Below are 20249 nucleotides of genomic sequence, written 5' to 3' on the forward strand. Positions count from 1 at the left end.
CCCCATGCCCCATGCCCAATGCCCAATGCCCAATGCCCAATGCCCAATGCCCAATGCCCAATGATTATTTTGTATTTTTAATTTTATTTAATTATGATGCTCAAATTTCTAAAGCTTTTGCGAATCTTTATTATTTAATCTGATGAAACTTGCAATAAATGATCATTTATTTTGGTGTATATCTGTCTGCTTATTTATATACAAAGAGATTATTTAAATAAAAATTTATTTTAACTAGCTAATTGCTAAATATTTTCAACATTAAATATTATATAAATATGTTTACTTAAATTAAAAATGGCAGAGAAATAGGGATACCATTCTCTGCCATTTTTTATATTATTTTAATAGTTGGTGCTACCAACTTTTTTTCAGTCTAGGTAGACAAATCTAGATTATGAGAATTTTAGCTTTGAGCTGCTTGGACAAACCCTAAAGTTAAGCTGTCTTTAGCGAGGAAGTGAGATAAATGATACGCACGTTCCTCAGTTTTCAACAAAATCTTTTCGTACAGATAGCGCGTACCTCGATCGCCTAAACTCTCTGCCTGAGCAGCTTGGCGACGAATTACGCCAATGATTGCTTGTTCGGCAGCTAGATCGTTTTCCACCATTTGGCGAGAGGAATATACGCCTTCAGATTCTTGCTCAAAACAGGTTAATTCTGCTAATTTGCTGAAGGTAGCTACTGGCACACCACCCAGTCCATCTAAACGTTCTCCAATTTCATGAACGTGGTCTTGTACTTGGTTGTAGCTTTCGTTAAAAAACTCATGCAGAGAGTAAAATTCTGAGCCTTCAACTACAAAATGATGCTTTTGGTACTGCAAGTACAGTGCCTGGAAACTAGCTAATACAACGTTAAATCCTTCTGTTACTGGAGCAGTTACACTGCGATCCAGTAACACAGGATTGTCATATACATGACCAAAATTCCGTAACAAAGTTTGCGTTTCAGACATTGTTCTCCTCGCTATTTAGCAATTATAGATTTTAACTGCTTATTCTTTACATATTAACATTTTCACAATAATAGCAAGCCAATTTGCCATCACAATATTTTGTATTTTTGTTTACTAAAAGTCTTAAGTTTATTGTTTGCTAGATTATGGCACGCTCATCAAGTTGTGTATATTTCTCATTACTGTTGACATGAAAATTTAAGTGTGCATCCATCCCGAAGGGAGGAGGGGAGATGGAGGAGTAAATGCCTCCTTGGCTTAATATTCCTCGTCATCCCCCTCATCTCCCTCATTGGGGGATTGCAAGAATTATATTTTTTTTCCAAAATTAATGAGAATTGTTTGCACTTAAGGTATGCTGGTTTTAAGAGGCTAGACTACTAAGATTTTCAAAAAGCAGGAAGTTAAATGGCCGTAGTTACTACAAGTTTGTTGCACTTTGAGGGCAATTCTCTTGAAATCGTATAGTTCAGAAATAGAAATAAACCACCTTGTAGAGGTGAATTGGGTAGACCGCTGGCAAGTCTATCAACGCTTAGAGGAGTTAGACATTCCCTGTAGTTGTGCGACTAACCAGCCATTAAAAGTTGAAATTAGCAATCTGACTGCGGCTGTTCAACTTTGGAGTGTAGTACGGCGATTTACAGCCTCTCGTCAAGACCAAATTTGGACTCTTGAGTGTTGCTGGAAAAGTCGCTATCAACAGTTCTAATTTTTTGCTACTGCTGAGAATATCTCGCTTGACAGCTTGTTTTAGTAAAAAGGAGGTTAAAAAATGGGTGCATCTCACAATATGGAAGTATCAAAATTTTGCCTTGAGGGCAGATTTATAGATTTTGTTATTAAAGACGGCTATAAGCTAAAAGGTTTACTGCTAAGTACTCATGAGGGTGAATGCTACGTTAAACTCGCTAAACACTTACGGGCTGCTTTTGATTTGCGGCTACCAGCAGGTACTTGGCTACAAGTTGTTGGTTATAGAGAATACGATATAAAAAAAGACAAAGTTACACTCAAAGCTGAACGTGTGATGGCGGCGCGTTCTGAAACAGCAACAATTCAAACGATCGCAGCAGTCCAAGAACCCCCATCGATTGATAATGTTAAGGTAAAGCCAGCTAAGGCTAAAGCCACTATTTTGGTGTGTCAAAAGTCTGATTGTATGAAACGCGGTGGTAAAGGAGTTTGTCAGGCGTTGGAGGCAGCTTTAAGCGATCGCGGTTTAGAAGACCAAGTTACAATCAAAGGCACTGGTTGTATGAAGAACTGTAAAGCCGGGCCGAATTTAGTAATGCCAGATAAAACCCGCCATAGTCGAATTCAAGCTGCACAGGTTCCAGCGTTAATGGATAAGCATTTTGGTGACAAGAGTTTATCAGCGCAGCCTGAGAATTTAAGGGAAGTAGTGATATCTAATGGCAAGCTTTGGGGAAAAAATTCATAAAATCTTGACATTTCGATGAAAAAGCTTAATAATATCTTCTCAAGTGTGTTCCGTTAAGACTCGGCTGTAAAGCCCGCTAGAAGTTTGTAATAAAATCAAAAAACTGGCTTTAATTAAGGCCAGTTTTTTGAATGAAAAGGATTTTTATTAAGCAATTTTTAATTGGGATGGTTCGATAATTTAAAAAGATTCAAGGGAATGTGATTGATTGGTGAGTACGTAGACGCACTGAGGCTTGTTGTTAGACATCGCTTACAGTGGAAGCGTCAATCATCAATGACTTAAAAACAAATGCCACACACCCCGCAGTGGATATACATCGTTTTTTGGACATTTTCTACGATAGTCATGATTTTTGTATTCCGTCATGACTGGAATCACCTCGCTAAACTCTACAGCACCCAAGAAGCGCCGCCACAAAACTTCTCCCGAATCAAAGCGGTTCTTTGGGTTTAGTGTATTACAAAGGAACTTTAAATGTTGGTACAAATTCTCAAGGGATTTATCTGAGTATTTTCCCGTTGTTTAGCTTTGGACTTACGCCGTTGTTGATTCCCTGGAGTGCCATTAGCAAGATTGAACCTGCTAACCAACTATTTATTGAGCGTTTTCGCTTATATCTTGGTTCTCCAAAAGTCAAACTGATTTTAAGCAAAGATATTTTGGAATCAGGTAAAGAATTTTTAGCCTCACAGGGATTTGAGTGGATTTAGACAAATCCCGTTTTTAGCTAGCTGATATCATTTTGAATTTTAAATTTTGGATTATGTCTCTTAATGTGAAGCAAGCTATGCGTAGTGTCTCATTTAATACAGAATTACATTGAGCGATCGCCACACTTTCTCATAAGAAAGGAAAATTCGCTTAACATTTTTATGTAATTGCGTTCAGCCGCCAGTCTCTCGAATGCAAGTAGGCTGAGATATTGCGCTTACCCGTTGCTGTGCCAGAGGTTGAAATCCCAGGCTCATAATGCAAGTCCATTCAAATGGACTTGCATTATGAGAGAGGAAATTGATTAGCAGTTTCTTGTTGGGACTTGTGGGTTTTCTGGAGAGTAGGTTGCAAATTACATGACTTAGTTAGACAAAATAGCAACAACTGTCGGATGGATGTAGCTTGCAGATGGTCAGGGAAGACAATTAAAAAGTCATTTAGGTCTTGGATAGCTTTACCAATAGATTCTGAGGAAGCACCTTTTGATAAGGCATAGCGATATAAATCGTTTGCTTGTTGAGTGTATTGAGCAGCCAAATAGTAAAGGGCTAAATTAAACGTATTACGCCAGTCTTTAGCATCTTCTTTGCAATGCTCTGTAGCCAGCTTGATGGCAGGTACTAAGACAGTTTGTGCTTTGCGTGGTTGGTTAAGGGCTAAGTAGACTAAAGCACGATTATACCTAGCATCTTCATAACGTTTTTCCTCATAAGCTTTTAACCCATTTGCTAATTGCTTACCCCAATACTGAACTTCAGCAGAATCCCCATCTTTACCAGCCTGAAACATTGTTTTTGCATATTGTTGGGCAAAAGTGGGTTGATTTTTGAGGAGAGCAAGAAATTCATTCAGAGCTACTAGTAAATTCCTTTGCGGTGACTGACATAATTTATGGTACAAAACATTTAAAGTGTGACTTTGCCAGCTAGGATCGCGCTGTTTGTTATCTTCATCCAATTGCAAATCGTTCCGCAGGCTGTCATAATATTGAGCCAACTTACCATGTATGTCAGCCCAACCTTGCGGTGATGAAAGGCGTTTGTGGCATAACATTTGGGTTTTGACGACATCATGATAAACCCAGCCGTTGCTACGTTCGTTGATAAAAGATGTTTCTTTCAACCAAGTAAATAGCTCATCAGCTTCTTCTTCCGTTCTTAATTTGGCTATAACATCCCGGTTCAAGCACCGAGGAATGGCAGCATCAAGCACCACTTGTCGCCGTTTGGGATCGTCAATCCATTTTAAAAAGTTTTTTACAGCACTACTGCTAGGCTCAATTACCTGGTTGGGGTGATTGGGATGAGCATCTGCTAACATTTCTATTAGCAGGGGTAAGTTTCCAGAAACGTTTAAAATCACTTCAACAATGCGATTGTCTGTAATGCCTTTGTGAATTAGGTATTGTTTGGCTTCTTCTTCTGTAAACGGTTCTAGAGGCAAACGAACTATTAATCCTTCGTAGGATGCCCAGTCATTTTTATCTAATTCTTGCCGACTGGCAACGATCATTAATATATTGGCAGAGACTTTACCGTGCTGGTTCTCAAAAATTTCCCGTAGCCAGTTCTCTAGGAATTCTCCGGTGCGTTCTGAGGTATCGAAAAACAGGACAACAGGAGTTTTATCAGCAATTTTAGAAATATCTTGCAAAAATAGCGGGGTCAGAACTTCTTTAGGTTCTTTAACTAAATGTACCTCATCTTTATTTGTGATTTTCTTTGCAACATAAGACGCCCATTCGCCGGCTTGGGTGGCCAAAGCATTCTCATCTACAAAGTCAAATACAGCACCGCCAACTGGAACTCGACGCGCCAGATGCACACCAGTTTTTACCATAGTTTTCCCAACAAAAGCGGAAAAACCTTGAGGAGCTTCTGGATCTGTTTCTAATTCTTGGCACTTTTGGCAGTAAACTTTGTAGCGATCGCTAAACTGCGTTAGTTTGTAACCTTGCTGTTCTAACTCTTCAGCTATACGACCCATGACCTCTGGTATAGTTTTTTCAGCTTCATCGATATAAGCCGAAATCATTTTTGCTTCGTCAGCAATTTTCCGAAACTGCCGCAGCAAAGTAGTTTTACCAACTCCGCCTTGACCAGAAACGTTAAACAGAAAACAATGGCGATTGTCTTCTATTGGTAATGCTAAATTTTGGCGAAATCGGTTTATTTGGTCTTCACGACCGACAAAATTTGATTGTTGACGTTGCTTAACAATATCTTGTAGACTCTTGGGCTTGTCTTGGGTATTCATAACAAGATTTAATTTTGAGGCGTTAAGGTCTATAAACAGAACTACCAAATATACAAAATGTATTTCGGAATTTACTAAACTTTTTCGAGATAGTTTTTATGCGTTGACCTTCTGAGGCTCGATGTTGACCTTCTGAGGCTCGATGTTGACCTTCTGAGGCTCGACGTTGACCTTCTGAGGCTCGACTTTGACCTTCTGAGGCTCAACGTTGACCTTCTGAGGCTCGACGTTGACCTTCTGAGGCTCGACGTTGACCTTCTGAGGCTCAATGTTGACCTTCTGAGGCTCAATGTTGACCTTCTGAGGCTCAATGTTGACCTTCTGAGGCTCAAAAATGCCTTGGCGATTAGAAATCGCGGCTATACAGACAAAACCCGCACTTCGGCAAGCTCAGTGACCACCTGCGCGGGTTTCAAGAATCTTTGGAAACAAAATGCAAAAACGGCATAACATTAGACCTCTTGCAAAAGTCCCCTAACACCCCACCCCCAGCCCCTCCCCGCAAGCGGGGAGGGGAGACTTTGACGCAAGTCAAAGGCGGGGTGGGGTTCTTTTTTTGATTTATGCAAGAAGTCTATTGTTATGCATAACAAAGCGATCGCCTACACTTTGTCATGAGCAAGGCAATGTAGTAGTAGCGTAGGCGTAGCCCGCCGCAGGCATCGCTTAATATTTGTATGCATTTGGGTTTAGCGAGAGCATGTCATGAGCAACCTGAGCATCCAGCTTCCTGACTCTTTGTACAAAAGTTTGCAGAAACTTGCTAAACAAGATGGGATTTCTATCGATCAGTTTGTGGCGACAGCAGTTGCGGAAAAAATCGCTGCATTAACAACTGAAATTTATTTAGGGGAGTTAGCAAAGCGAGGCAGTCGAGAAAAATACGACGCAGTTTTAGCGAAAGTACCAGATATTGAACCGGAATCTTACGATCGCTTACCCACAGGCTAACAATACAATGCAGGGGATGTGTAGAGTCCTCAACCTCAGTGTTAAGTTCATTTGATTATTCAGGTATAACCAACGTCAGAAAATCTTTGGCACTAACAATTGCAATACCTTGATAACTGCCCAGAGGTAACAAATGCCGCTTGTCGCCCGTGACAATATGAGTTGCATTCCCAACAACGGCGCATTCTAGTACCATGTTATCGTTTGGGTCAGTAGTGAGAAAATTTAAAGTGTTGGCAATTGTGATTAATCGTAGAAAAGTAAGCAAATCAGCTATTGTCTCAATTACTTGAATAGGCGTAAATTTCAACTTCTGTTCTAACTTTTCGGTTAGTTCATCAAGTATTTCTGGACAAATTAAACCTTTTACCCGGCCTTGGCGTGCCAAATCAATACAGTGATAAGGACTACCTTTCCAGCCAATAGCAGAGAGCAAAACATTTGTATCAAACACTACTATTGGTCGCAGTCTCTGTCCTCATGCACTAAGTCATCTATAAATGACTCACGTTGATCTTCTGACATACTATCCCAATCTAAACCACGTTCAGCACATAAGCTGCGTAATTGGGTTTGGGCATACTCCATACGAGAATTTCGCTCTTGCTCACTTTCCTGTGCTAGGGCTAATAATACTACTCGTTTACTTTCTGGAGGTAGCTGCTTGACTAATTCAATTACTTGTTCATCGCTCAGTGTCAGCTTTGGCATGGTTGTTACCGGAAAACTGGATTAGTTTTTCTCAATTCTTATTTCAGCGTATCAAGAGATTTGACTTGCAATGCCTACAATTTGTCATGAGAAAGACAAAGTAGTAGTAGCGATCGCTTAATATTTTAATGCAATTGGGTTCAGTGGTGGTTTGCTAGGGTGCGTTAGCACAGCGTAACGCATCGAAAGTATCTAGAATGATGCATTAAGAATCTAATGCACTCTACAAATTCTTAATGTTTATAAGTCACTCATCGCAGTCTGAACTTTAACCCTCATTCAAGTCTGCTAGATTTTCGCCATCAAGAATCGTCCCTTCAAAATACGGACTTAGAAGATTCGCCCCTTCAAGATTTGCCCCTAAAAAATTCGCCTTTTCAAGATTTGCCTCTTCAAGAAACGTCCCTTCAAGATTCGCCCCTTCAAAATTTGCCCCTTCAAAATTCGCCCCTAGAAGATTTGCCCATTTAAGATTCGCCCCTAGAAGATTTGCCCCTAGAAGATTTGCCCATTTAAGATTCGTCTCTTCAAGATTTACCGCTTCAAGATTCGCCTTAAAAAAGTTCTTCAAAACTAAAACGCAACCTTGCAAATCTAAAAAACTTAGGCAATTTAAGGAAAACACATCAGCATAAGTATCAATTCTTTGTCCTTGCAAGCGGGAAATCCAGATACCAAAAGCTTCAGGAGTATGCCATTGAATCTTTGAAACTGTCTTTGTCACTCTAGCGCAAGCATTTAAGACAGCCAATAACGCTTCTTCTGCATTTCGTGCTTGTCTATTTTCTTCTTGAAAATCAGGTCTGGGAGTCAAGCGTTCCATTGGCATTCCATGACGCAACATAAAACCAATCAGATGGCATAATGTCTGCTGCCAATTGCTAACATCTGATGTATTCTGTAAACGCATTTCATCCGCAACAAACTTAAAAAGGTATTCATCCATAGGGGATGCACCGCAGAGAATTGCCCACCTTTTTAATGCCTCGCGCTCATCCCATCTGTCATCTGGATCGTTTTGGTGATCCTTCAGCTTTTTATCAATGAGTCTAACTTCTCGCACGATGCGTTTTGCTGTCAAATATTCACCAAAACTTTTGTGAGTAAATTCAAAAGTTTTTTCCTGTTCTTTAACTCCACTCTCACGAAAATAAAAGGCAGTCAAGAGACGAGTTACACCTAATTTTGCACTTTCCTGAAACTTGTCTAAAAGACTCTTTAAACTACTGTGTTCACAATGGGCCTCAATCTCTCTAACTGTTGTTGTTCGTCCATCTCCATGCCAGGAAGCTAAAGCAATTTCTTCGAGGATGCGAACAAAGTCTTTTTCCTCGATTCCACGAATAGCCGGATGTTGATAACCAGCCCAACCGCGCTGATAAACTGCTGTGAGCAAATTTGCATAAATTGCATTCAGGTTGCCGTCTGTAGGAAATTTATTTTGCTGGTCAAAACTCAATGCTACTAGGTAATTCAGCAAGGGTTGGGCAGTAATTTCTGTAAGGTTATCTTGGTTTAACTCTTCTGGTAAGCAATCATAAGCCCGTCCGCTAGCATTGCCGTATTTCTGCCACCAAATCTGACGTTGATCTTGCTGCAACAAGTTTTGATCATCAATGTAATTCTTTCTCTCATATTCAGTAACAAAATAAGGCAATATATGCAAGATTTGCTGTGGTTGGCGAAAGTCGCTACTATTTGCTTGCACTACCAGTTCTCGACCACTGATTAATACTTGTAAGAAAGTTTCACGGACATTAAACCGCTCTACTTTTCTTTGGACTTCACGCACAAATTGTTGAGCTATCTCAGTAGCAATTTTGCCCTGCATGGCAAGCTCATCTAAACCATCGAAGATAATCAGTAAGCGTGAATCAGCCTTATCTTTATCTAGGGGATTATGTCTGAGAAAGCTATCGTCTCGCACAAACTTACCAACTGCCTCAACTAAGTCATCCGAGGGTTCAAAATGGTGCAAAGGTATAAACAAAACCGGAGTTTTCCCTTTTTCTGCTTGGTTAGCTGCAAAGATTTTGGCAAAGGAAGATTTACCACTTCCTGGGCCACCACTAATGACTCTAATGGCATCATTGCGATCGCCTTTTTCTAACCAAGCTTCTAATTCAATTTCTAAGTCAAGAACAATGCGCTGATATTTCTCATCTTCTCTCACGCGGCGTTCAAATTCTTCTTCCTTTTCACCCCCAACTTTCTGCTTATAGTAGGCGTGTAAAGGAACATAAACCTGTTTTAAACCAAAAGCTTCTAAAAGCATCGGTTCTTCAACCTGTTTTTGTAGCCAAGCTAAATAACGCTGCCATGACTGTTCCCGTTCATTGGCTTGAGTAAAGGGGGTATCCAGTTCTTCTTTTAAACAAGCATATTTTTCTGGATGTTTTGCCCACTCTTCATGTAAAGCATACACAAAATAGGTAGGAAGACGATGACTAATTGTTAGTGTCTGAGCTTGATTGACGCTAAAGTATTTTAACCAGTCGGCAAAAGCAGTTTGAACCGCTTCCAGAATGGGCAAATCTTTGGGACGGCTAAAAAAATCTTGGTCAATACGCAATTCTATACTTTCTAGGGAATGGTTGAGGCGATCGCACAATAGCTCAAGATCGCTCTCGTTTGGTTTTTCAAACAGTAACTCTTGATTTCCTTTTATCAAACTAACTATTGCTTCTACCAAAGAACGGTAAATTAGTAACCAAGCAACTTCCTCTGGTGCTGACCCTAAACCTAGTGCTGCTGTAGCATCTAAAGCACCTTTGGCTACCTCTTCCCACTTACCCAAGGCCCCATCTATCGCAACTTTCCCTAGTGATTTAAATAGTTCTTTAAAGTCAGCCTTAATGGGTTTATTCCATAATGCAATAGGTTTGCTAACTAAAAATCCAGAGGTATTGCTCATAACTCTTGTATGACGCTAGTAGATGTACTGAGTTAATATATTTCAACAAGGTTTGATCGGATTTTTACTGAAAACCAGCAGTAAATTTAATAATTTATCTGGATATTTTTATGAATTGACCTTCTGAGGCTCGACGTTGACCTTCTGAGGCTCGACGTTGACCTTCTGAGGCTCAACTTTGACCTTCTGAGGCTCAACTTTGACCTTCTGAGGCTCGACGTTGACCTTCTGAGGCTCGATGTTGACCTTCTGAGGCTCAACTTTGACCTTCTGAGGCTCGACGTTGACCTTTTGAGGCTCGACGTTGACCTTCTGAGGCTCAACTTTGACCTTCTGAGGCTCGACGTTGACCTTCTGAGGGTCAAAAATGCCTTGGCGATTATAAATCGCGGCTACACAGACAAAACCCGCACTTTGGCAAGCTCAGTGACCACCTGCGTGGGTTTCAAGAATCTTTGGATACAAAACGCGAAAAGGGCATAACAATGTTATGCCCCTACAAATTATGTGTATTCTAGTAAGTTTACAACTGGTATGATTACCTGTTTTAAGCTTTAGCTAACTGGTACTTCGGGTTGCTTTTTCTTAGAACGGCGGTTAAACCTGCGTCCCATCTCATCAATTACTGCATCTAAACCTGTGACATCACCGCTAGCTTTGGCATAGCTATAAACTGCTAATGCTGAGGCATACGCTTCACTAGCAGCAGCTATACAGGTATCATCTACCAGTTCTTGCAGTTGTGTCAAAGATAACAGCACCGGATACAAGTCTTCATATATTTCTAAGTCCCGGCGCATCTCTTCCAAATCAAAAGAACGGGGTAAAAAGTTAGGGTTCTGTGTCGCCACTTCCAAAGCTTTGCTGACAAAAGCCCGACTTTTATCTCCCATCTTCAACATTGTTCGCCGATCTTCAGGGGTCAAATCTACTAAAAACGGTAACTTTTCTCTAATTGTAGCGATCGCCTGCATGACTGCTTCTTTGTCTGCTGGGGCTAAGGTGGCACTGATGCGATTTTCTGCCATTTTTAATACTCCTTTAGGGCACTTAATTTCAGTATTCCCAAAGTTGTAGAAGCGATCGCGTTTGTTGAGAGATAATTAACGATGAAACTGAATGCAGAAATCAATGCGTAAACAAATCATTGAATATACATCTTCATTAGATGCGCTGATTGCCCTTACCAAACAGTTAAATACCTATGAAATAAAGTACCAAATGAATTCAGAAGATTTTTTTGCCAAATATAGCCAAGGCGAAACTTCTGACGATGAAGTATTTGTCGAATGGGCAGGAAACTACCAACATTATCTAGCTCTACACCAAGATATAAAGAGCAAACTTAGAGATGTCGCGTAAAGTCATCCAAGCATATCTAGATAAAATCGATCAACTTTTACTCAGATGCTTTAACACATACGTTGAAGAATATAGTGCCGTAATTTTAACGACAGAGAGAGCTAATCTCCGCATTAGAATACGTTTCGCTCTCAAATATTTACTAGCAATCAGTGAAGCCTTTATTATTGTAGATAATCAGATTACATATATCGATTACCGTTATCACTTTCAAAACGAGCAAAATAGTTTGATTTTTCGTTATGACAGTACACCATACTTTCCCAACTTGCCTAGCTTCCCGCACCATAAACATCTTTTCGATAACGTAATTGCTTGCGAAAAGCCACATATAGCCGATGTGCTACAAGAAGTGATAGAGTTTTTAGAGTCAGAACAGAACAATCAAATGTAACCGTTAAGATTTGCTCATTGATACATTCCTTCTAACCACCAATCACTGCGATCGCATTCATCAGAGGAGAACACTCAAAAATACTTGCAATTGCTAATTGCTAACTTTGCTGTTGAAGTTCTAATTTTTTAAACCACGATCCAGTCAAGCTTGTATTTCTAGCAAAAGTGCCTGATAACCTGCTTGGACAAAATGTTGATCGGCCGTGGCTGCAATAATTAACCCCTGATCCTGCATGACAATAAACGAAATACAATCAGTTAAACCCCAGGTTTTGTCTAGACGGGATTGATAAAGTTTTAAAGCATGGTTGAGCAGTGGTGTGTCTACACTCACAATATACATATTTGGGGTTTGATAGCACTGTTGGATAAACTGCATGGCAGCTGTGCGATTAAAAGCACTCAAAGCATTACCAACTTCGATTAAAACAGCTTCAGTAACCCATACTTCAACAGCATTTCGGACACGCGGTAGCAGCGTTCTAGCCTTGATATGGTATTGATCGCGTGCATTCAGTAACGCCTGGATAAAAACAGTGTCTAAAAATATTCGCTCACCTGTCATGTGTTAATTTCAGGTTGACGTTTTGGTGTGCCATACAGGTAATAATCGTGTTGACTTGCCCAATCATCGGGTGCATCAACTGTTCCAGTTAAACCTTCTAATACATCCCATGCATCAGCTACTTTAATTTGAGATGAGTTAATATCCTCAGAAACAATGGTAATCACATAGCGTTTGTTCGGTTCTAAATCAAGTGGAATATCTGGCCGCAAAACAGAACCATCAAATGTAACTGTTAAAATTTTGCTCATTGTTCTATTTCTCCTAACCGCTAATCACAGCGATCGCATCAATTTCTACCAACACATCTTTAGGTAAGCGCGATACCTGCACACAAGCCCGCGCTGGGGCTGTATTTTCCGGGAAATATTTAGCATAAATGGCATTCACCGCCGCAAAATCATTCATGTCAGCCAAAAATACAGTGGTTTTCACCACATCTTGAAAAGTCGCACCGGCTTCTGTGAGGATGGCTTCAAGATTAGCTAATACCTGCTCAGTTTGCTTTTTGACATCATCAGTGTAGACGACATCACCAAGGCGGGGATCGATGGCAATTTGTCCAGCTATAAATAGAAATTGACCTGAAGCTGCGATCGCTTGATTATAAGGGCCGACTGGTGCGGGTGCGTTATCAGTATTAATTACTTTACGGGTCATAGATATTACTTTCTCTAACGATGTTTCCTGTTTACCGATTTCTGCTTCAGCTGCGATCGGTTTATAGATTTCTCCATCTGGCATTATCGCACCAGTTAGGTCAGCGTCTTGAAGATTGGCTCCGTAAATATTAGCTCCAGTTAAGTCAGCTTTTCTAAGATTTGCTCCATTCAGATTTACTTTCATTAAATCCGCTTGCTGTAAATCTGCTCTCTCTAAATTTGTCTTTTTTAGACAAGCTTTTCTGAAATTCACGCCTATGAGGTTTGCTGCACCTAGATCAGCTTCAGCCAGATTCATGCTTGATAAATCTTTTTGAGATAAATTAACACCCCGAATCTTGACTCTCTGCAAATTAGCATCTTTGAGTATCACACGTGTTAGGTTTGCTTGACTAAAATCAGCTTCAAACAAGTTAGCACCACTTAAATTTGCATTACTAAGGTTAGCTCTCACGAGATTTGTTTCTTTCAAAGAAGCTTCAGTTAGATTGGCAGAACTTAGCGTAGCATCACTAAAGTTGGCATTATCTAGGTTGGCATGACTTAAATTAGCGCTATTTAAAGTTGCTCCACTCAAGTTGGCACTTGTTAGCTCTGCCCAACTCAAATTTAAATGAGAGCTTTCGACTAAACCACTTAAATTTGCACCTGTCAAAGATACTCTGGTAAAATTTGTGCTTTGAAGACATGCCTTACTCAGATTTGCATTATTTAAATCCGCTCCTGTCAAATCTGCACTTGTTAGGTCTATCCCACTTAGATTTGCACCTTTGAGGTCTACTCCTCTCAGATTTACTGAATGAAACTTTCGTTGACCTTGTGCATATTGTTTTAAAACTTCCTCAGCATCCATAAATAATGGACTTTTAAATACGACTGATACAGTATAATCACAAAAACTTTGTGTCAACAGGTATTCCTCTCTTTTCTTCCTTCTCTTCGAGACGCTGCGCGAACGCGCCCTCTGCGCCTTTGCAGTTCGTCCCTCTTACCCCAACCTTGGACGTATCCCATAATGCCGATATCGCCAATAATCGCGCAAAATGCGATCGTGGTCAAAACATAAATTACCAGGCACACGCCAATACTCAAAAATCCCTACACCTTTAGCATCATCTCCAGCCACCGGTTCCCCCGTAGCTGTCGCCAAAAACACAATACTAATCGTATGCTGACGGGGATCGCGATTGGGGTCAGAATATACCAGTAATTGTTCAACTAATTCCACCTGTAAACCCGTCTCTTCTTCAGCTTCTCGCCGTGCCGCCACTTCCACCGCTTCGCCATAATCTACAAAACCACCAGGAATAGCCCAACCTAAAGGTAGATTATGTCTTTCGATTAACACTATTGGCCGATGAGGTCGATCTACTAGTTCAATGATGATATCAACTGTCGGTGTAGGATTTCGGTAAGTCATAGTGATTTACTCATTAGTCATTGGTCATTGGTCATTGGTCATTAGTCACTTGTACTGAGTTTCGACTGCGCAGTAATCGAGCGACTTGTACTGAGCGGCTTGCCTTGAGCGGAGTCGAAAGGAGTCGAAGTAAGTCGAGATTCAACTACCGCGTAGTCGTTGGCGTAGTCACTGAGCATAGTCTAAGTGCAGCCTCTCCAAGAGTTGTATTGGTTATTGCCAAAGGACAAATGACAAAGGACAAATGACAAACAAAATGAGTTTACTTGATTTCCCCTGCAAATACCGTTCCGTGATAAATTCGATGCGATCGCCTAGCGTTTCCATCAGACAATTGCTCCCTCTCATAATTCAGGTTACTTATGCCTTTTCCTAGATCCAGTGGCATTTTGCTGCATCCTACCTCCTTTCCCAGTCGATTTGGCATTGGGGATTTAGGCTTAGAAGCCTATCGCTTCATTGATTTTCTTAAAGAGAGCCATCAACAATATTGGCAAGTTTTACCACTGGGCCCCACTGGATACGGCAATTCTCCGTATATGTGCTACTCGGCAATGGCGGGAAATCCCCTGCTGGTTAGCCCAGAAAAACTGCGAGATGAGGGTTTGCTCACTGAAGAAGACTTTGCCAATTTACCAGGATTTCCGGTAGAAAAGGTAGACTTCGAGCAGGTTGTGCCAATTAAGATTGGGCTACTCAAAAAAGCCTGTGACAACTTTAGAGCCAATGCTACGCCCATTCAGCAGAAAGAATTTGCAGGTTTTTGCGACAGTAAAGCTTATTGGCTAGATAATTACGCCTTATTTATGGCGCTGAAAGATGCCAACGACAATGCAAACTGGCACTCATGGAAGCCCGAATTTGTCAAGCGCGATCCCCAAGCATTGGAGCAAGTACAGCATCGGCTCAACGGAGAGATTTATTATTACAAATTCGTCCAATTTGAGTTTTTCCGCCAGTGGTCAGAACTAAAAAGTTACGCTAATATGCGCGGTATTCACATTATTGGCGATATCCCCATCTACGTATCTCATGATAGTGCCGACGTGTGGGCGCATCCCGATATGTTTTGCTTAGATCCAGAGACAGGAGCTGCTGCTCAAATGGCAGGAGTTCCACCAGATTACTTTAGCGCCACTGGTCAATTGTGGGGCAACCCGGTTTATAACTGGGATGAATTGCAAAAACAAGACTTTAAATGGTGGGTACAGCGCTTTGAGGCAATGCTGGATTATGTAGATATAATTCGCATCGATCACTTCCGGGGCTTCGAGGCTTATTGGGCTGTGCCGCAAGGCGAACAAACTGCCATCAATGGTAAATGGGTGGAAGCGCCTGGAGATGCTTTTTTTGAAGTGATTAGGCAAAAGTTAGGCAAGCTACCCGTCTTAGCAGAAGATTTAGGAGTAATTACACCAGGGGTAGAAGCACTGCGAGACAAATATGAATTTCCCGGGATGAAAATTTTGCAATTTGCCTTTAGTGCTGATTCCACTAATCCATTTTTACCATTCAATTATCCGCACAATGCTGTAGTTTATACCGGAACTCACGATAATGATACAACTATAGGCTGGTTCAATACAGCTGAAGATGAGGAAAAGCAAAACTTGTTGCTTTATTTAGGTTCTATCAGCCCTGATGGCATTCACTGGGATTTGATTCGCCAAGCTTTGAGTTCTGTAGCCAACCAAGCGATTATTCCCTTGCAAGATATTTTGGGATTAGGAAACGAAGCACGGATGAATTTTCCCAGTGTTGCAGAGGGGAACTGGGAGTGGCGCTATCAAGCAGGAGCGATAACAGACGAATTGCGCGATCGCTTGAAGGTTCTTACCAAACTCAATGGACGCGCCCCGGAAGATCAAGTCCAGTGAGGAGTGGGGCTGAGTGAGCAGGGGAGCAGAGGGGCAGGGGAAGCAAGGGGACAAGGGGAGCAGGGGAAGCAAGGGGACAAGGGGACAAGGTGACAAAAGTTTAGAACTTACAACAAGTCTTTCCCCTTGTCCCCAATTCTCCTTGTCTCCAAGTCCTCTTTCCAATGCCCAACGCCCAATGCCCAATCCCCAATCCCCAATCCCCAATGCCCCATGCCCCATGCCCCATATTTCAAAATTTAGGTTTCGCAGCAATCCTAACTTCTTCCTCTTTCCCTGGCTCTCCCATTTCCTTAGCTTTCTCTTGATTGACGCTCACCAAGACACCACCAGCATTATCAGTTTTCACTGTCAGTTGCTCTTGGGCTTTCCAAACTCGGTGAGTTCCCTCTGGCAGAATACCCTCAAACTCGGTTTTGCCATCGGCTACTATACGAATCCAAGATGAGGCTTTCAAAGTTACACCAACCTGTACAACCTGTCCCTTTTGGACACCGTTGAGGGTATCGCTGACAGGTTGTACCTGTGTTGACTCTTTTAGTTGAGCTAGTTCTGATTTAACAACAGACTTTTGTTTTGGATATTGCTGGTTTGGGCTATTACTTGCTTGTAGTAAAGCGTTATTTAATAACTGAGATAACCCATTTACAGAGCATACTATTAGCAATATGTAAAGAAAGTAAAGATGAATCGGACGTAGTTGAGCCAGGGGTGAAGTATTCCCCTTACTTAAAGGACTAACTTGGGCAGAACTGACCGGAAAAGTGCCAGAAAATTCGACTCCATTCAAGCCGAGTGCATCGGCAAATTGTCTGATCAAACCCTGAATATAGACTGGTTCTGGTAGATCGTTTAAATTACCTTCTTCAATCGCCTGCAATAATCGTCGGGGAATCCTGGTCAATGCAACCACTTGCTCTAGAGATAAACCCTGTTCTTGACGCAATGCCCAAAGTTGAGCGCCTAATTCTGCCAACTTTTCGGCTCGTTGTTCCTCTAATGAAAGTGATGGCTGGTGCTTATTCTTCTTTCTTAGCCATTTCATGCCTACTGACACTCCTTAACTCCACTGAATCAATAATTAGGTTGCGTTATTTGATCTTGCAAAAAGCGAATTTCATAATCTTTGAGGGAACGATATTTACCCTCTGACAAAAAGGGTTGCTTTGGAGTTTGTAATTGAATTGGGCCGATAGCAGTCCGATGCAGCTTGATTACTGGGTATCCTAACTGTTGAGCTATACGGCGAATTTGACGATTTCTTCCCTCCTGCAACACTATTTCTAAAACACTTTGCTCGATACGACGTTCTATTAGGTGTACCTTAGCAGCCCTGGTTTTTCTACCCTCCAACATCACACCTTGACGCCACATCTGTAGTACCGTTTCTGGAGGATGTCCTTTGACCAAAACATGATATGTCTTGGAAATACTGTGACGTGGATGGGTTAGTCCAAATGTCAGTTCTCCGTCATTAGTCAGGATTAATGCTCCTGTAGAGTCTGCATCTAGACGGCCAACTGGGTGAATACCTGAACCCTCCCGTAATTCTTTCGGTAGTAGATCCAGGACTGTTGGTCTGCGATGAGGGTCGTAGCAAGTGGAAACCACTTTCGGTGGTTTGTGCAGCAATAGATATATTAAAGCCGGACGCTGCTTTTCGGATACAGACTGACCATCAATTGCGATCGCATCTTTTTCGGGATCGACTTTTTGGCCTAAATGTGCCAATACCCCATTAATCCGCACGCGTGACTGCCTAATCATTTCTTCGGCTTCACGACGTGAGGCGATACCCCATTGAGCAAGAATTTTTTGTAACCGTACCTCCATGTGGAAATTGCTTATTTATTGTTATCAATTAAATGATATTTGCATTTTGTAGCGAGTAGGCATAAATGTTACATTTAAAGCTTATTTAATTTCGGTTCGGTTGTTGAGCAAATACTCTTAAACAGATTGGTTAAATGCCAGAGCAAAATCCCCAAACAACAAGTGGAAATAAAATCCGCATAATTACGCAAGTACTCACAACAGCAGTCAAGCTTTGGTTGAGAGCGCAGGTCAGCCAAATATCGGCATTAGAAGTGGAGATTAAAGCTAGCGATCGCCAACTTTTCTCTGGACGCATTCCTTTGGTATCTGTTTTTGCTACTCATGCAGTTTATCAAGGTCTCCTAATTACCCAAATTCAATTAATAGCAGAAAATATTCGGATAAATCTTGGCTCCGTACTCAAGGGAAAACCCCTGCGACTGTTAGAAACAGTACCAGTGGTTGGCAATTTGATCGTAGATGAGAAGGATCTTAATGCTTCTCTCTCATCAGACTTATTATCGACTGCTTTGAGCGATCTATTGGTTAAGGTTTTACCAAAAGATTATCCCCAGTCACAACCAATCAAGTGGCAAGAAATTATCCTTGGGAACAACCAAATTATACTGCGAGGTTTGAGAGTAACCAATAGTGAAACAACGCCTTTAGAGATTTGTCTGGGCTTACAATTACTTAGTGGACATGAGTTGCAACTGGTACATATCCCAATCAAGCCAGACCAAGGAGATATATTAAAAAACAATTATGAGTACAATCTCGATCTTGGCTCAGATGTCGATATCCAAGAATTAACGCTGATCCCAGGAAAGCTGGTGTGTCGTGGGCGGATTAACGTTAACCCTTGACGCATCTCACAAATTAAAAAATATTAATACCCTATTTTAAATAATATGGTGTCTAGTGGGGAGCAGAGGGGCAGAGGGGCAGAGGGGCAGAGGGGCAGAGGGGCAGGGGGAGAATAACTCCTAACTCCTAACTCCTAACTCCTAACTCCTAACTCATTACTCATTACTCATTACTCCTAAGCCCAATGCCCAATGACGGCAGTTGCTCCACTTGGGGAGACCCTAAGACCGCACTGCCTCCCCAATGCCCAATGCCCAATGCCCAATGCCCAATGCCCACTTACCCTGAGCGAATGCGAGTGCGTCTTGTAGAGAAGCCGTTCGCGTAGCGTCTCGCAGAGAAGGGATGCCCAATGCCCAACTCACCTATTTACTAAGTAGTGGCAAAAGTAATGTCACAAAATAGTAAACTAAAGGTGCTGTAAAAATATAACTATCGGTACGGTCTAAAATACCACCATGACCGGGGATTAATTGCCCAGAATCTTTAACTCCAGCATCCCGCTTAAGCATAGATTCTGTGAGATCCCCTAAAAGACTAGCAATGCCAATCAGCAAACCCAATGCTAAACCTGTGAAAGGGGATTTAGGTAAGTGGAGATAATAGGCTCCTGCTATGGCTACGGCAACACTTGAAGTAATACCAAAGACAGCGCCTTCAACAGTTTTTTTCGGGCTAATGTCAGATAGACGCGTTTTCCCAAAGAATTTGCCAATAGTGTACGCACCGATATCAGCTGCCCAAATACATAAAAAAGTTAGTAATGTGGCTGTAAAACCTTGTGCTAAAGAAGCGGAATTTGCCTTTTCCCAGAAATCTGTCCAGGTTGTGGGCCAGTAACCTCCCAAAGGGAGATTACTAAAAGCAGCACTATCAATTGCTCGTAACCGCACCCAGTAACTTGGTAAATAACCGACGTAAAATAGCCCCATAATAGAAGCGGAAACATCAGCGATCGTGGCAAATTTGGGTTGAAACAGCAGGTAAAAACAAATAAGTGTGCCAGCTATTGGCATCACAGCGTCAGCTAAACTGCCATCAAGGGTGCAAATCACCAGCAATACTTGGCTGACAGCCATAGTGGTTTTAGCAGCAGGAGCGATGCCTCTGGCTCGCACCAAATTAAAATATTCCTGTTGACCCAAAAAGATGATAACCGCAAAGATGATGGTAAAGTACCAACCCCCAAAAAGGGTTGCAGAAAGAGCAAGAGCGATCGCAACAATTCCACTAATAATCCGAGACCAAGGCATAGAAGTATTAAATATTGAGAATGGGGCATTGGGCATTGGGCATTGGGCATTGGGCATTGGGCATTGGGCATTGGGCAT

At 41.6% G+C, this 20249-nt stretch carries 24 protein-coding genes; 10 read left to right on the top strand and 14 right to left on the bottom strand.

The window, feature by feature from the left end; all coding sequences use genetic code 11:
- Positions 1-406 precede the first annotated feature (406 nt).
- On the bottom strand, positions 407-961 hold the full coding sequence (locus tag RM049_RS37085) for a Dps family protein (protein ID WP_322669776.1): 555 nt from the start codon (positions 959-961) through the stop codon (positions 407-409).
- A gap of 454 nt (positions 962-1415) precedes the next feature.
- On the opposite strand from RM049_RS37085, the gene RM049_RS37090 reads away from it, so the two are divergent.
- From RM049_RS37090 to RM049_RS37105, 4 genes are all read left to right on the top strand, one after another.
- Complete coding sequence (locus RM049_RS37090; RefSeq protein WP_322686660.1) at positions 1416-1673, top strand: Asr1405/Asl0597 family protein; 258 nt, start codon at positions 1416-1418, stop codon at positions 1671-1673.
- Positions 1674-1736: 63 nt separating this feature from the next.
- Complete coding sequence (locus RM049_RS37095) at positions 1737-2405, top strand: (2Fe-2S) ferredoxin domain-containing protein (protein WP_322707790.1); 669 nt, start codon at positions 1737-1739, stop codon at positions 2403-2405.
- A 291-nt stretch (positions 2406-2696) separates the two neighbouring features.
- On the top strand, positions 2697-2861 hold the full coding sequence (locus RM049_RS37100; protein ID WP_322707791.1) for a hypothetical protein: 165 nt from the start codon (positions 2697-2699) through the stop codon (positions 2859-2861).
- Positions 2852-3118 (top strand): hypothetical protein, encoded by a 267-nt coding sequence (locus tag RM049_RS37105; RefSeq protein WP_322707792.1) that lies wholly within the window; start codon positions 2852-2854, stop codon positions 3116-3118. Before RM049_RS37100 ends, RM049_RS37105 begins: the two co-directional genes overlap by 10 nt.
- A gap of 286 nt (positions 3119-3404) precedes the next feature.
- Here RM049_RS37105 and RM049_RS37110 read toward each other — a convergent pair whose 3' ends face one another.
- Positions 3405-5378 carry an ATP-binding protein gene (locus RM049_RS37110; protein WP_322707793.1) on the bottom strand — a complete coding sequence of 658 codons (1974 nt, stop codon included), beginning with the start codon at positions 5376-5378 and terminating at the stop codon, positions 3405-3407.
- A 705-nt stretch (positions 5379-6083) separates the two neighbouring features.
- On the opposite strand from RM049_RS37110, the gene RM049_RS37115 reads away from it, so the two are divergent.
- Positions 6084-6329, top strand: a complete 246-nt coding sequence (locus tag RM049_RS37115) for a toxin-antitoxin system HicB family antitoxin (RefSeq protein ID WP_322707794.1) — start codon at positions 6084-6086, stop codon at positions 6327-6329.
- A gap of 55 nt (positions 6330-6384) precedes the next feature.
- On the opposite strand, the gene RM049_RS37120 is transcribed toward RM049_RS37115, so the two are convergent.
- From RM049_RS37120 to RM049_RS37135, 4 genes are all read right to left on the bottom strand, one after another.
- A complete protein-coding gene (locus RM049_RS37120; RefSeq protein ID WP_322707795.1) occupies positions 6385-6783 on the bottom strand; it encodes a putative toxin-antitoxin system toxin component, PIN family in 399 nt (132 codons plus the stop codon).
- Positions 6784-6785: 2 nt separating this feature from the next.
- On the bottom strand, positions 6786-7040 hold the full coding sequence (locus tag RM049_RS37125) for a hypothetical protein (RefSeq protein ID WP_322707796.1): 255 nt from the start codon (positions 7038-7040) through the stop codon (positions 6786-6788).
- Between the two features lie 268 nt (positions 7041-7308).
- A complete protein-coding gene (locus RM049_RS37130) occupies positions 7309-9954 on the bottom strand; it encodes a pentapeptide repeat-containing protein (protein WP_322707797.1) in 2646 nt (881 codons plus the stop codon).
- A 554-nt stretch (positions 9955-10508) separates the two neighbouring features.
- Positions 10509-10982 carry a hypothetical protein gene (locus tag RM049_RS37135; protein ID WP_322686653.1) on the bottom strand — a complete coding sequence of 158 codons (474 nt, stop codon included), beginning with the start codon at positions 10980-10982 and terminating at the stop codon, positions 10509-10511.
- A 103-nt stretch (positions 10983-11085) separates the two neighbouring features.
- Here RM049_RS37135 and tumA point away from each other — a divergent pair, with 103 nt between their 5' ends.
- Both tumA and tumE read left to right on the top strand, forming a co-directional pair.
- Positions 11086-11316 (top strand): antitoxin TumA, encoded by a 231-nt coding sequence (gene tumA, locus RM049_RS37140; protein WP_322707798.1) that lies wholly within the window; start codon positions 11086-11088, stop codon positions 11314-11316.
- Positions 11306-11710, top strand: a complete 405-nt coding sequence (tumE, locus tag RM049_RS37145; protein ID WP_322707799.1) for a toxin TumE — start codon at positions 11306-11308, stop codon at positions 11708-11710. Before tumA ends, tumE begins: the two co-directional genes overlap by 11 nt.
- A gap of 144 nt (positions 11711-11854) precedes the next feature.
- Here tumE and RM049_RS37150 read toward each other — a convergent pair whose 3' ends face one another.
- From RM049_RS37150 to RM049_RS37165, 4 genes are all read right to left on the bottom strand, one after another.
- A complete protein-coding gene (locus tag RM049_RS37150; protein WP_322669789.1) occupies positions 11855-12277 on the bottom strand; it encodes a type II toxin-antitoxin system VapC family toxin in 423 nt (140 codons plus the stop codon).
- Positions 12274-12528 carry a hypothetical protein gene (locus RM049_RS37155; protein ID WP_322669790.1) on the bottom strand — a complete coding sequence of 85 codons (255 nt, stop codon included), beginning with the start codon at positions 12526-12528 and terminating at the stop codon, positions 12274-12276. Before RM049_RS37155 ends, RM049_RS37150 begins: the two co-directional genes overlap by 4 nt.
- A 13-nt stretch (positions 12529-12541) precedes the next feature.
- The gene (locus RM049_RS37160) at positions 12542-13792 is read right to left on the bottom strand and encodes a Rid family detoxifying hydrolase (RefSeq protein WP_322707806.1); all 1251 of its coding nucleotides are present in this window, start codon (positions 13790-13792) and stop codon (positions 12542-12544) included.
- 135 nt (positions 13793-13927) lie between these two features.
- Positions 13928-14359 (bottom strand): NUDIX hydrolase, encoded by a 432-nt coding sequence (locus RM049_RS37165; RefSeq protein WP_322707800.1) that lies wholly within the window; start codon positions 14357-14359, stop codon positions 13928-13930.
- Between the two features lie 244 nt (positions 14360-14603).
- Between RM049_RS37165 and RM049_RS37170 the strand changes: the two genes are divergently transcribed.
- Together RM049_RS37170 and malQ are read left to right on the top strand one after the other, a co-directional pair.
- Positions 14604-14735 carry a hypothetical protein gene (locus tag RM049_RS37170; RefSeq protein WP_322687727.1) on the top strand — a complete coding sequence of 44 codons (132 nt, stop codon included), beginning with the start codon at positions 14604-14606 and terminating at the stop codon, positions 14733-14735.
- Positions 14722-16236 carry a 4-alpha-glucanotransferase gene (gene malQ / locus RM049_RS37175; protein WP_322707801.1) on the top strand — a complete coding sequence of 505 codons (1515 nt, stop codon included), beginning with the start codon at positions 14722-14724 and terminating at the stop codon, positions 16234-16236. The genes RM049_RS37170 and malQ overlap by 14 nt, the downstream gene beginning before the upstream one ends.
- A gap of 232 nt (positions 16237-16468) precedes the next feature.
- On the opposite strand, the gene RM049_RS37180 is transcribed toward malQ, so the two are convergent.
- Both RM049_RS37180 and RM049_RS37185 read right to left on the bottom strand, forming a co-directional pair.
- Positions 16469-17281, bottom strand: coding sequence for a RodZ family helix-turn-helix domain-containing protein (locus RM049_RS37180; RefSeq protein ID WP_322707802.1), 813 nt, complete (start codon positions 17279-17281; stop codon positions 16469-16471).
- Positions 17282-17310: 29 nt separating this feature from the next.
- The gene (locus tag RM049_RS37185; RefSeq protein ID WP_322707803.1) at positions 17311-18069 is read right to left on the bottom strand and encodes a pseudouridine synthase; all 759 of its coding nucleotides are present in this window, start codon (positions 18067-18069) and stop codon (positions 17311-17313) included.
- A 134-nt stretch (positions 18070-18203) separates the two neighbouring features.
- Between RM049_RS37185 and RM049_RS37190 the strand changes: the two genes are divergently transcribed.
- Positions 18204-18917: a DUF2993 domain-containing protein gene (locus tag RM049_RS37190; RefSeq protein ID WP_322707804.1), complete on the top strand. Its 714-nt coding sequence runs from the start codon at positions 18204-18206 to the stop codon at positions 18915-18917.
- Between the two features lie 222 nt (positions 18918-19139).
- Here the strand turns inward: RM049_RS37190 and RM049_RS37195 are convergent, their stop codons facing one another.
- The gene (locus RM049_RS37195; RefSeq protein ID WP_322707805.1) at positions 19140-19283 is read right to left on the bottom strand and encodes a hypothetical protein; all 144 of its coding nucleotides are present in this window, start codon (positions 19281-19283) and stop codon (positions 19140-19142) included.
- Positions 19284-20171: a phosphatidate cytidylyltransferase gene (locus RM049_RS37200; RefSeq protein WP_322707807.1), complete on the bottom strand. Its 888-nt coding sequence runs from the start codon at positions 20169-20171 to the stop codon at positions 19284-19286. It lies immediately after the preceding gene.
- Positions 20172-20249: the final 78 nt, after the last annotated feature.

The sequence above is a fragment of the Nostoc sp. DedQUE04 genome, assembly GCF_034530995.1.
Lineage (GTDB): Bacteria > Cyanobacteriota > Cyanobacteriia > Cyanobacteriales > Nostocaceae > Nostoc.

Bases quoted from the DNA above. Each gene is read 5' to 3' on its own strand.
- RM049_RS37155 (WP_322669790.1), bottom strand. From the start codon at position 12,528: ATGAGCAAAATTTTAACAGTTACATTTGATGGTTCTGTTTTGCGGCCA.
- malQ (WP_322707801.1), top strand. From the start codon at position 14,722: ATGCCTTTTCCTAGATCCAGTGGCATTTTGCTGCATCCTACCTCCTTT.
- RM049_RS37190 (WP_322707804.1), top strand. From the start codon at position 18,204: ATGCCAGAGCAAAATCCCCAAACAACAAGTGGAAATAAAATCCGCATA.
- tumA (WP_322707798.1), top strand. From the start codon at position 11,086: ATGCGTAAACAAATCATTGAATATACATCTTCATTAGATGCGCTGATT.
- RM049_RS37185 (WP_322707803.1), bottom strand. From the start codon at position 18,069: ATGGAGGTACGGTTACAAAAAATTCTTGCTCAATGGGGTATCGCCTCA.
- RM049_RS37110 (WP_322707793.1), bottom strand. From the start codon at position 5,378: ATGAATACCCAAGACAAGCCCAAGAGTCTACAAGATATTGTTAAGCAA.
- RM049_RS37165 (WP_322707800.1), bottom strand. From the start codon at position 14,359: ATGACTTACCGAAATCCTACACCGACAGTTGATATCATCATTGAACTA.
- RM049_RS37125 (WP_322707796.1), bottom strand. From the start codon at position 7,040: ATGCCAAAGCTGACACTGAGCGATGAACAAGTAATTGAATTAGTCAAG.
- RM049_RS37115 (WP_322707794.1), top strand. From the start codon at position 6,084: ATGAGCAACCTGAGCATCCAGCTTCCTGACTCTTTGTACAAAAGTTTG.
- tumE (WP_322707799.1), top strand. From the start codon at position 11,306: ATGTCGCGTAAAGTCATCCAAGCATATCTAGATAAAATCGATCAACTT.
- RM049_RS37100 (WP_322707791.1), top strand. From the start codon at position 2,697: ATGCCACACACCCCGCAGTGGATATACATCGTTTTTTGGACATTTTCT.
- RM049_RS37150 (WP_322669789.1), bottom strand. From the start codon at position 12,277: ATGACAGGTGAGCGAATATTTTTAGACACTGTTTTTATCCAGGCGTTA.
- RM049_RS37180 (WP_322707802.1), bottom strand. From the start codon at position 17,281: ATGAAATGGCTAAGAAAGAAGAATAAGCACCAGCCATCACTTTCATTA.
- RM049_RS37170 (WP_322687727.1), top strand. From the start codon at position 14,604: ATGACAAACAAAATGAGTTTACTTGATTTCCCCTGCAAATACCGTTCC.
- RM049_RS37130 (WP_322707797.1), bottom strand. From the start codon at position 9,954: ATGAGCAATACCTCTGGATTTTTAGTTAGCAAACCTATTGCATTATGG.
- RM049_RS37200 (WP_322707807.1), bottom strand. From the start codon at position 20,171: ATGCCTTGGTCTCGGATTATTAGTGGAATTGTTGCGATCGCTCTTGCT.
- RM049_RS37135 (WP_322686653.1), bottom strand. From the start codon at position 10,982: ATGGCAGAAAATCGCATCAGTGCCACCTTAGCCCCAGCAGACAAAGAA.
- RM049_RS37160 (WP_322707806.1), bottom strand. From the start codon at position 13,792: ATGGATGCTGAGGAAGTTTTAAAACAATATGCACAAGGTCAACGAAAG.
- RM049_RS37095 (WP_322707790.1), top strand. From the start codon at position 1,737: ATGGGTGCATCTCACAATATGGAAGTATCAAAATTTTGCCTTGAGGGC.
- RM049_RS37085 (WP_322669776.1), bottom strand. From the start codon at position 961: ATGTCTGAAACGCAAACTTTGTTACGGAATTTTGGTCATGTATATGAC.